The following is a 10,394-nucleotide window of genomic DNA, read 5'->3' on the forward strand; positions in this document are numbered from 1 at the left end:
CGCGCCCCCGCGCGACCGCCCCACGGCCGCCCCGGGGGGCCGTCGGCCCCGCCGCCCCGCCGGGGGCCCGCGCGGCCCCGGCCGGCGCGGTGCCGGCCGGGTACCACCTGTACAAGGACCCGACCGGCTTCTCGGTCGTGCTGCCGGACTGGCTCCAGCAGAGCGGCTCGGAGGCCACCCGCCGGACCTTCCAGGGCAACGGCAGCACGCTGCGGATCGAGTGGACCACCAGCCCCGACCCGAGCGCGCTGGCGGACTGGCAGGAGGCCGAGCCCGGCCTGCGTGCGCAGGTGACCAACTACCAGCGGGTCAACCTCGCGGCCGTCGGCTACCGGCAGTGGAGCAACGCGGCCGACTGGGAGTGGACCAACGGCACGCCGAGGATGCACTCGCTCAACCGCGGCTTCGTGACCGGCAGCCCGGCCAAGTACGGCTACGCGATCTACTGGACCACGCCGGACGCCGACTGGGCGGCCCCGGCCAACTCCCAGGCCAGGGACGAGGCGTTCGCCAGCTTCCAGCCCGCGCCGTAACCCGGCGGTCGGCCGGGCCGGTCGGCCGGGCAGGCGCTCCTCGGCCTCGGCGAACTCCTGGTCGGTGAGCGCCCCGGAGCGGTGCGGGGCGGCCGACCGCTCCAGCCGGTCCAGCGGTCGCCCGCCCGCGCCGGGCTCCTCGGGGGCGGGGGCGGACGGCGCCTCGGTCAGGGAGGCGGCCGCCTGCGGGGTGGCCCGCGCGGCCCGTGCGGCGGTCCTGATCCGCTCGGTGAACTCCCCGGCCCCGGCCGCGTCCTCGAAGCCGTGGGGGCCGGTCGGGGCGATGATCGTCAGGGCGTCGCCGTCGAGCCCGGTCCGCGTCATGGTCGCGTCGGTGACGGCGGCAAGCGGAACCGGTACCGGCGGTTTCCCGTCCTTCAGGAAGAGCAGCCGGTAGGTGGTCGGGACCAGCGCGCCCTCGCGGACGTGGTCGGGGTGGCGGCCGACGGTGGAGGCGACGGGCCGCTCACCGTCGATCACGGCCGCCTCGACCGTGCGCACGGCCTCGGCCCGCGTCGCCCGGCCGCCGTTGCCGGCGACCCGGAACGCGGTGTCGATCAGATCGGTCCGGTCCACGGGGCCGAGCCCGGGAGAGCCGCTCAGTAGGCTGCTCGGTGAGCGAGAGGAACTGGCATGCGAGCGGGCCCTGGGCAGGTGCTGGCGGGGCGTTACCGGCTGACGGACCGTCCGGAGGCGCTGCGGGCGACCGCGGTGGACGAGGGCACCGGCGAGTCGGTGCTGCTGCGCGCCCTGGAGCTGCCCGCGCTGCTGACCGGCGGCCACGATCCGGAGGACGGCACGCCGCCGCAGGCCGACCGGCTGGTCCGGCGGGTCGGAGCGGTCGGCTCGACGGCGCCGGCCTGGCACCCGCGGCTGCTGCGCGGGGTCGGGGCGTTCGTCGACGGAGAGCTGCTGTGGACGGTCGAGGAGCGGCCGGCCGGCGTCCCGTTGGCCGAACTCGTCGCCGTCGGGCCGTTGCCGCCCTACCGGGCGGCCGAGCTGGCGGCGGACCTGGCGGGCGCGCTGCGCTCGCTGCACGAGGCCGGGCTCAGCCACGGCAACCTGACCGCCGAGTCGGTGCTGGTCTGCGAGGACGGCGCGGCGATGCTCGGCGGACTGTTGCCCGGGGTGGCCGAGGAGGCGCTGGCCGAGGACCTCGGCGGGCCCGGCGGTCGCCGCCGCTACGAGGTGCGGGCCACCCTGGTCGGCCCGGTGGCGGAGCGCTGGCCGCTGGACGGCGGCCCGGCCGGGGACTGCTGGGCGCTCGGGGTGCTGCTGCAGCGGCTGCTGACCGGGCGTTCGCCCTACCCCGAGGGCGGGGTGCCGGAGCTGGTGACGGCGGTCCGGGACGGCCGGCGCGAGCCGTCCGCCTCCTGCGGTCCGCTGGCGCCGCTCGTCGAGCGGCTGCTCCAGCCCGATCCGGCGCTGCGGCCGACCGCCGACGAGGTCCGCCGGGAGCTGGCGGTGCTGCTGGCGGGCGCGCCGGAGCCGGCCGACGGCGAGCGGGCGGCCCGGGAGGTCGTGCTGCGGCCGGCCGGTCCGCTGGTGAAGTCCGCGCGCGGGCGCGGCCGGGGCGCCGCCGTGCCGTCCGCCGGCCGCGGGGCGGGGACGGACGGGGGCAAGCCGCCCCGGATACCCCCGGCCCTGCTGGGGCCGGTGCTGGTCGGAGGCGTCTTCCTGCTGCTCGTGCTGGGGGTGGTCGCCGTGGTGATGTTCGCGGGCTGACGGCCCGGCCCGGCCGCGGTTCGCGGACGCGGCGGACCGGGGAGATTACCCGGGTCGGCGAGGTGGGCCTAATGTGTGCGTGGGATTTGTTCGAACAGTGGTCTGCACCAGGCCCTCCGTCGCACTGACGGCAGCCGAAGCGAGGGGGAGCGGTCGCCGATGGGCGTGCAGGACCGGCCGGAGACGGCCGAGACGGAGCGGCTGCTGGCCGGGCGGTACGAGCTGGGCGATCGGCTCGGCCGCGGCGGCATGGGCACGGTCTGGCGGGCCTGGGACCGGATGCTGGACCGTGAGGTCGCGGTCAAGGAACTGACCGTCAACCACCTCCCCGAGGACGAGCTGGAGATCCTGCACGCCCGGATGAAGCGCGAGGCGAGCGCGGCGGCCCGGATCAAGCACCCCGGCGTCATCACCGTGCACGACGTGCTGGAGCAGGACGGCCGGCCGTGGATCGTCATGGAGCTGGTCGACGGCCGCTCGCTGGCCGACGTGATCAGCCAGGACGGCACCCTCCAGCCGCGCGCCGCCGCCGAGGTCGGCAGCCAGGTGCTGGCCGCGCTGCACCGCGGGCACCAGCTGGGCGTGCTGCACCGGGACGTCAAGCCGGCCAACGTGCTGCTGGAGCGCGGCACCGGCCGGGTCGTCCTGCTGGACTTCGGGATCGCGAAGTTCGAGGGCTCCGCCGAGCTGACCCGGCCGGGCGACCTCGTCGGCTCGCCGGACTACCTCGCGCCCGAGCGCGCCCAGGGCGAGCGGCCCGGGCCGGCCTCCGACCTGTGGGGCCTCGGCGCGACGCTGTACGCGGCCGTCGAGGGGCAGTCGCCGTTCCGCCGGACCTCGCCGATCACCACGCTGGCCGCGGTCGTGGGCGATCCGCTGCCGGAGCCGCGCCGGGCCGGGCCGCTTGGGCCGGTGCTGGCCGCGCTGATGGCCAAGGACCCGGCCGAGCGGCCGACCGCGGACGAGGCGGCCCGGATGCTCGCCGAGGTGCAGGCCGGGCACACGGTCGGCCTGAAGGCGGTCGCGCCGGTCCGGACGCCGACGATGTCGGTGCCCGTCGTGGACCGGAGCGACACGACCGGCGGGGCCGCGGCCGACGCCGGTGACGCCGGTACGGACACCGGCATCGAGCCGGACACCGCCGGGGAGCCGGCCGCAGCCCGCTCGTCGGAGACGGCCGTCACCGCGGCGCACGCTCCGGCCGGTGGCGCCGTGGCCGCGGCGCACGTTCCCGCCGTGGGCGCCCAGGCGGGCGCGCCGATCACCGCGGGGGCGCCCACCGGGCCCGTCGCGCCGGTGCCGCACACCATCGCGCCCGCGCGCGGACCGGCCAGGCGCCGCAGCCTGGCCAAGGTCGTCGGCATCGCGGTGGCCGTCGGCCTGGTCGCCGCCGCGGGCACCTTCTTCGCCACCCGGCACGTCGTCGGCTCCGACGCCGGCCCCGCCGACGACCCGTCGACGCCCGCCGTGACCACCTCGGCCGTGCCGGTGCCGACCGGATCGGCGAGCGGCGGGCCGGTGCCCGCCGGCTACCAGTGGGTGGAGGACCCGGCCGGGTTCCGCTTCGTGCTGCCGTCCGCGTCCCCGGCCTGGCAGCGCATCCTCGGGAGCGACAACAACCAGATCTTCTACAGCCCCGACGGCAAGGTGCACTACCTGCAGTTCGCCGTCACCGTCGGGCAGTCGGTCAAGCCGCTGGAGCACATGCGGGAGATGGAGGCCAGCGTCTCCAAGGCGCAGAAGGACTACAAGCAGCACCGGATGGCGAGCACCGCGGTGAACGGCCACGAGGCGGCCGTCTGGGAGTTCAGCTACGCGGCCAAGGAGGGCGGCCGCCGCCGCGCGGTCGAGACCGAGTTCATCGACGAGGACGGCACCGCCTACGCGATCTACTCGTCCAGCCCGGAGAAGGGCAACGACTGGAACGAGGCCCTCCAGCGCTTCACGACGGTGCTCAACAGCTTCACGCCCACCCGCTGACCACGGCGCCGTCCGGGCGGAGCGCCCGCTTTCGCCCGAGTGCGGCAGATTGTTGTTACCGACGGGTACCGCGCCGGGCGCCGAGCGCCTAGGCTGCGCCGTATGTCGGACCTCACAGCAGATGCAGTGGCCACCGGACGTCCCGACGCCGCCCCCGCGGGCGGCAACCCGGCCGCTCCGGGCGGCGGCCGGACCGTCGCCGGGGCCGTCCCGCCGTCCCTGGTCGCCCGGCTGGCCGGCGGCGTCACCGCGACCGGCGAGCCCAGCGTGGTGGAGACCGTCGCCCCGCTGACCGGTGAGCGGCTGGCGAGCCTGCCGCAGTCCACCCCGGCCGACGTCGAGGTCGCCTTCCAGCTGGCCCGCCGCGCCCAGTCGGCCTGGGCCGCGCTGCCCGTGCGCCGCCGCGCCGCCGTCCTGCTGCGCTTCCACGACCTGCTGCTCAAGCGGCAGGACGAGGTCCTGGACCTGATCCAGGCCGAGACCGGCAAGGCCCGGCTGCACGCCTTCGAGGAGGTGCTCGCCGTCGCCATGGCCGCCCGGCACTACGGGCGCGCCGCGCACGGGTACCTGCGTGACAAGCGGCACGGCGGCGCGCTGCCGGTGCTCACCCAGGCGATCGAGGCCCGCCGCCCCAAGGGCGTGATCGGCCACGTCTCGCCGTGGAACTACCCGCTGGAGCTGTCCGTCGGCGACGCCCTGCCCGCCTTCGTGGCCGGCAACGCCGTCGTCAACAAGCCCGACACGCAGACCGCGCTCACCGCGCTGTGGGCCCGCGAACTGCTCGTCGAGGCCGGGCTGCCGGCCGACCTGTGGCAGGTCGTGATCGGCGACGGACCGGTGATCGGCCCGGCCGTGGTCGAGCACGCGGACTACGTCTCCTTCACCGGCTCCACCCGCACCGGCCGCGACGTCGCCCAGCGCGCCGCCGCCCGGCTGATCGGCGCCTCGCTCGAACTCGGCGGCAAGAACGCCATGCTGGTGCTCGCCGACGCGGACCTCGACCGGGCCGCGGCCGGCGCCGTGCGGGCCTGCTTCTCCTCCGCCGGTCAGCTCTGCATCTCCATCGAGCGCCTCATGGTCCACCGCTCGGTCGCCGACGCCTTCCTGGAGAAGTTCGCCGAGCGCACCCGGGCCCTGCGCCTGGGCGGCGGCCTCGCGTACGGCGCCGACATGGGCTCGCTGGTCTCGGCCCGCCAGCTGGACACCACCACCCGGCACGTCGAGGAGGCCGTCAAGGCCGGCGCCACCGTGCTGGCCGGCGGCCGCGCCCGGCCCGACCTCGGCCCCTTCTTCTACGAGCCGACCATCCTCGACGGCGTCACGCCGGAGATGGCGGTCTGCGGCGAGGAGACCTTCGGCCCGGTCGTCTCCGTCTACCGCTTCGACACCGACGACGAGGCGGTGGCCGCCGCCAACGCCACCCCGTACGGCCTCAACTCCAGCGTCTGGACCCGGAACCCGCGCCGCGGCCGGGCGGTCGCGGCCCGGCTGCGCACCGGCACCGTCAACGTCAACGAGGCGTACGCCGCCGCCTACGGCTCGGTCGGCTCGCCGATGGGCGGGATGGGCGACTCCGGGCTCGGCCGGCGGCACGGCGCGGAGGGCATCCTGCGGTTCACCGAGGCCCAGACCATCGCGACCCAGCGGCTGCTCCCGCTCGCGCCCTCGCTCGGGCTCGACGACCGGCAGTTCGCGGCGGTGTTCACCGGCGGGCTGCGGGTGCTGAAGGCGCTGCGCCTCAAGTAGGCGGGGCAGCGGTGGGGCCCGGCCGGTGGGCGGTGCGGGCGGATTCGGACGGCTAAGGGAGCAGTGGCAGATGGCGGGGTCCCCGGAACAGGGCGAGTTCGACTACGACGTGGTCGTGGTCGGCTCCGGCTTCGGCGGTTCGGTCGCCGCGCTGCGGCTGACCGAGAAGGGCTACCGGGTGGCCGTCCTGGAGGCCGGGCGGCGCTTCGACCGCGACGAACTGCCCCGGAACTCCTGGGACCTGCCGAACTACCTGTGGGCGCCGCAGCTGGGCCTGTACGGCATCCAGCGGATCCACCTGCTGGCCAACGTGCTGATCCTGGCCGGCGCCGGGGTCGGCGGCGGCTCGCTGAACTACGCCAACACCCTGTACGTGCCGCCGAAGGCGTTCTTCGAGGACCGTCAGTGGCGCCACATCACCGACTGGCAGGCGGAGTTGGCGCCGTTCTACGACCAGGCGCAGCGGATGCTCGGGGTCCGGCTCAATCCGACCGTCACGCCGTCCGACGTCCACCTCAAGGCGGCGGCCGAGAAGATGGGCGTCGGGGACACCTTCCACATGGCGCCGGTCGGGGTCTTCTTCGGGGACGGCAAGGACACCGACGGCACGGCCAAGGCCGCGCCCGGCGAGGAGGTCGCCGACCCGTACTTCGGCGGCGCCGGCCCGGCCCGCAAGGCCTGCGTGGAGTGCGGCGAGTGCATGACCGGGTGCCGGCACGGCGCCAAGAACATGCTCACCGAGAACTACCTGTACCTGGCCGAGCAGGGCGGCGCGGAGATCCACCCGCTGACCACGGTGGCCCGGATCCGGGAGCAGGGCGAGGGCTACGCGGTGGACGTGCGCCGCACCGACTCGCGCTCGAAGACGGACCGGGTCAAGGCGGGCGCGCGGACCATCACCGCCGCCCGGGTCGTGGTCGCGGCCGGCACCTACGGCACCCAGTCGCTGCTGCACCGGATGCGCGCGGACGGCCACCTGCCCCGGCTCTCGGCCCGGCTCGGCGAGCTGACCCGGACCAACTCCGAGGCGCTGGTGGGCGCGCAGACCACCGACCGGCGCTACGGCAGCCGCGCGGACTTCACCAAGGGCGTCGCGATCACCTCCTCGATCCACCCGGACGCGAACACCCACATCGAGCCGGTGCGCTACGGCAAGGGCTCGAACGCGATGGGCGCGCTGTCGATCGCCCAGGTCGCGGGCGGTGGTCGGGCCCCGCGCTGGCTGCGCTACCTGGGCAACTCGGTGAGCCACCCGGTGACCTTCGCGCGCTCGATGAACCAGCGCCGCTGGTCGGAGAAGACGATCATCGGCCTGGTGATGCAGTCGCTGGACAACTCGATCACCGTCTCGCTGAAGAAGGACCTGCTCGGCAAGGCCCGGCTGACCTCCGCCCAGGGCCACGGCGCGCCCAACCCGACCTGGATCCCGGCCGCCGAGAAGGGCGCCCAGGCGCTCGCCGCGGAGATCAACGGCTTCGCCGGCAGCACCGTGGGCGAGATCTTCGACATCCCGATGACCGCCCACTTCCTCGGCGGCTGCCCGATCGGCGACACCGCCGAGACCGGCGTGGTCGACCCGTACCACCGGCTCTACGGCCACCCGGGGATCAGCGTCGTGGACGGCGCGGCGGTCTCCGCCAACCTCGGCGTCAACCCGTCGCTGACGATCACCGCGCAGGCCGAGCGCGCGATGTCGATGTGGCCCAACAAGGGCGAGGCCGACCCGCGGCCGGAGCAGGGCGCGGAGTACCGCCGCACCGCGGCCGTCGCGCCGGTGCGCCCGGCCGTGCCGAAGGACGCGTTCGGGGCGCTGCGGCTGCCGCTGCTGGCCGTCCCGGAGGTGCCGAAGAAGCGCGGCTGACGCTCGGCTGCGCGGCCAACGCGCCGGGGCGGGAAGCCGGTTGACATCCGTTCGGATCCGATGGGATAAACGGGCGTCCTGGGGGACCAGGGACTCGTCGAGCGGGGGGAACGCGGTTCATGGCCATCTGCGCATCGTGCGGTGCGGCTTCGGTGGAGGGGGCGCGGGCCTGTGCCGCGTGCGGACGGCCGTCCGCGCCACCGCCACCGCCCCCACCGCCGGCCGGTCCGCCGAGCAGCCCGCCGGCCGCCCCGCCCGTGGTGCCGCCGCCCCCGCCTCCCGGGTACGCGCCCGCGCCGCCCGGGTACGCTCCCGCGCCGGGCACCTGGGGCGCCGGGCGGCCGTACGACCCGGCTGCCGGGCAGTCGCCCGCGCTGCGCGGGCTGACCGGCATGGACTGGCGCCCGGCGCTCCTCGCGCTCCTCGCGCCGACCGTCGTCCTGCTGGTCGCCGCGCTGGTCGCGGCGATCCCGAGCGACTACAACGAATCCGCCACCCTGGTCCAGATGCCCGGGTTCGGCGACCGCTACGGCGCCGCCCTCGCGATGGCGCTCGGCGCGCTCGGCGCCCCGTTCAAGCTCTCCTACGCGATCCACTGGCGGGGCACCGACACCGACTTCGGCTTCACGGCGCGGGTGCTCCCGCTGACCGTCACCGTGCTGTGGCTGCTCGCCCTCTGGCTCGGCCTGCGGACGCTCTCCCGCCGTCGGCAGGCCCGCACGGCCGAGCAGATGACCCGCGGCCAGGCGGCCGGCGAGGCGCTGCGCACCGCGCTTGTCGCGGCCGGCGTGACGCTGCTTGTCGGCCTGCTCGCCGGGGCGGACTGGAGTCCCTACCTGCCCGGCAACCCCACCGGGTTCGGCCGCTCGTCGGCGATCACCTACACCGCGGACGCCGGCTGGCCGCAGGCGGTCGGCTGGAGCGCCCTGCTCGCCGGGCTGGTCGCGTTCGCCGTGTACGGCACCGACGCGCTGCGCTGGGCGGCCTGGCGCAACCGGACGATCCGCGGCTGGGCGGTGGCGGGGCTGGCAGCCGGCCAGGTGCTCGCGCTGCTGGTCGGCACGGCCTCGCTGGTGGCGTTCGTCCTGGTCGCGGCCAACAGCGAGGGCTGGCAGACCGCGGTGTCGTCGGCCTTCCTGCCCAACCTCGGGCTGATGCTGATCGGCATCGGCTCGGGGGCGACGTTCCGGACCGAGGGCGGGCCCGCCTCCCGGGGGCCGGACTGGGGCGGCGGGCGGGGCGGCTACCCGGGCTTCCAGGAGTTCTCGTTCTTCGACCTGCACGGCGAGAGCGGCGCCTGGCGCTTCGCGGGCCTGCTGGCCGTCGCCTCGGTGGTCCTGCTGGCCTGGACGGCCCACCGCCGTCGGCTCGACGCGGCCGACCGGATCCGGCTGGCGGTGGTGTACGCGGTCGGGCTGACCCTGCTCATGGTGTTCTCCGGCGCCGCGACCACGGGCTTCGGCAGCGGCGGGACGCGCTCCGACCCGGCCACCGCCGGCTACTCGGTGAGCCTGGTCTTCGGTTCGCTGCTCGCGGCCAACGTGATCTGGGCGGCGATCGGCGCGCTGGCGCTGCCGCCGCTGCTGGCCGCCGCGACGGGCGGGCGGGGCGCGGCCGCCGTCCCGTACGCGGGCGCCGTGCCGCCGCAGGGTCCGCCGGACGGGTACGACCACGTCGGGCCCGGGTACGGGCACGCCGCCGGGGAGCCCGAGCCGTACCGGCCGGAGGCGGGGGTGAGCGACGTGATCGGTTCGTCCGAGGGGCCGTCGGGGCCGACGGGCGGGGCGGACGACCGGCTCGCGGGGCCCCGGGACGGCGAAGGCAGGGTCGACCCGAGCGTCTGGCGCGACCACCCGTAGCGCGGATCCCGGCAGGTCGGGGCCCCGGCAGGTCGGGCGGGACCGGTCGGCGCCGGAAAGGTCGGGGCCGGAAAGGCCGGCGCCGGAAAGGGCAAAGGGCCCCGCGGGGGAACGGGGCCCTTTGTCGCTCAGCACGCGGCGTCAGGGCTGCGCCGGTGCTGGAGGTGACGGCGCCGGGGGAGGAGCGCCGTCATTCGGTTGGCTTCGGGGCCGCGCCCGGTGCGGCTCCGGCGTGGGTGGCCGGCGGCGCGGGGGGCGCGCACGCTCGCGGTGCGTCGGGTCGGCGCGCAGTCCTGCGCCGGACACTCGATCACGGAGCGTGAGGTGGCGACCGTTGCCGCCCCAGGTCGCGGCGGCAGCGGTCCCGGACTCCACAGTGGGCCGTAGGCCGCCGGGAGAACCGCTTCCACGGAGCATCGTGCTGGACGGAGGGCTCGGTCTGCAACCGGTTCGGCACACTTCGGCACGGTCCATTTTGTGACGACGAGCTCCGCTTCGCCGCGGTGATGATCACGGTGCGTAGTGGTTCGGTCGATTGCGGCGCACGGGGACGCGCGTAGCGGCGCGCAACGGTGAGTGGTGTGCGCCCCCGGGCGCGCGCCCGGGGGTCGTGCCGGGGCTGTCTCTTTTAGACATGTGAGGGTGCGGTCGACTATGCATGTGTATATGTCGGTGGTCGCCGTTTGGTTT

At 75.9% G+C, this 10,394-nt stretch carries 5 protein-coding genes and 1 pseudogene; all 6 read left to right on the forward strand.

Translation table 11 applies throughout. The features are described from left to right. A pseudogene (locus ACFV4F_RS36260) lies at nucleotides 1-533 on the forward strand (hypothetical protein); the annotation flags it as partial. Between the two features lie 633 nt (nucleotides 534-1,166). Then, nucleotides 1,167-2,258 (forward strand): protein kinase, encoded by a 1,092-nt coding sequence (locus tag ACFV4F_RS36265; protein ID WP_380509166.1) that lies wholly within the window; start codon nucleotides 1,167-1,169, stop codon nucleotides 2,256-2,258. Between the two features lie 159 nt (nucleotides 2,259-2,417). Continuing rightward, nucleotides 2,418-4,238 (forward strand): serine/threonine-protein kinase, encoded by a 1,821-nt coding sequence (locus tag ACFV4F_RS36270; RefSeq protein ID WP_380509169.1) that lies wholly within the window; start codon nucleotides 2,418-2,420, stop codon nucleotides 4,236-4,238. Between the two features lie 102 nt (nucleotides 4,239-4,340). After that, nucleotides 4,341-5,984: a succinic semialdehyde dehydrogenase gene (locus tag ACFV4F_RS36275; protein WP_380435974.1), complete on the forward strand. Its 1,644-nt coding sequence runs from the start codon at nucleotides 4,341-4,343 to the stop codon at nucleotides 5,982-5,984. Between the two features lie 70 nt (nucleotides 5,985-6,054). Then, nucleotides 6,055-7,845 (forward strand): GMC oxidoreductase, encoded by a 1,791-nt coding sequence (locus ACFV4F_RS36280; RefSeq protein ID WP_380435976.1) that lies wholly within the window; start codon nucleotides 6,055-6,057, stop codon nucleotides 7,843-7,845. 257 nt (nucleotides 7,846-8,102) lie between these two features. Beyond that, a complete protein-coding gene (locus ACFV4F_RS36285; RefSeq protein WP_380509172.1) occupies nucleotides 8,103-9,704 on the forward strand; it encodes a hypothetical protein in 1,602 nt (533 codons plus the stop codon). The last annotated feature ends 690 nt before the right edge of the window (nucleotides 9,705-10,394 follow it).

The organism is Kitasatospora sp. NPDC059722 (genome assembly GCF_042733235.1).
Lineage (GTDB): Bacteria > Actinomycetota > Actinomycetes > Streptomycetales > Streptomycetaceae > Kitasatospora.

What these genes read in the sequence shown, in the direction of transcription:
- ACFV4F_RS36265 (WP_380509166.1), top strand. Translation starts at nt 1,167, where the DNA reads ATGCGAGCGGGCCCTGGGCAGGTGCTGGCGGGGCGTTACCGGCTGACG.
- ACFV4F_RS36270 (WP_380509169.1), top strand. Translation starts at nt 2,418, where the DNA reads ATGGGCGTGCAGGACCGGCCGGAGACGGCCGAGACGGAGCGGCTGCTG.
- ACFV4F_RS36275 (WP_380435974.1), top strand. Translation starts at nt 4,341, where the DNA reads ATGTCGGACCTCACAGCAGATGCAGTGGCCACCGGACGTCCCGACGCC.
- ACFV4F_RS36280 (WP_380435976.1), top strand. Translation starts at nt 6,055, where the DNA reads ATGGCGGGGTCCCCGGAACAGGGCGAGTTCGACTACGACGTGGTCGTG.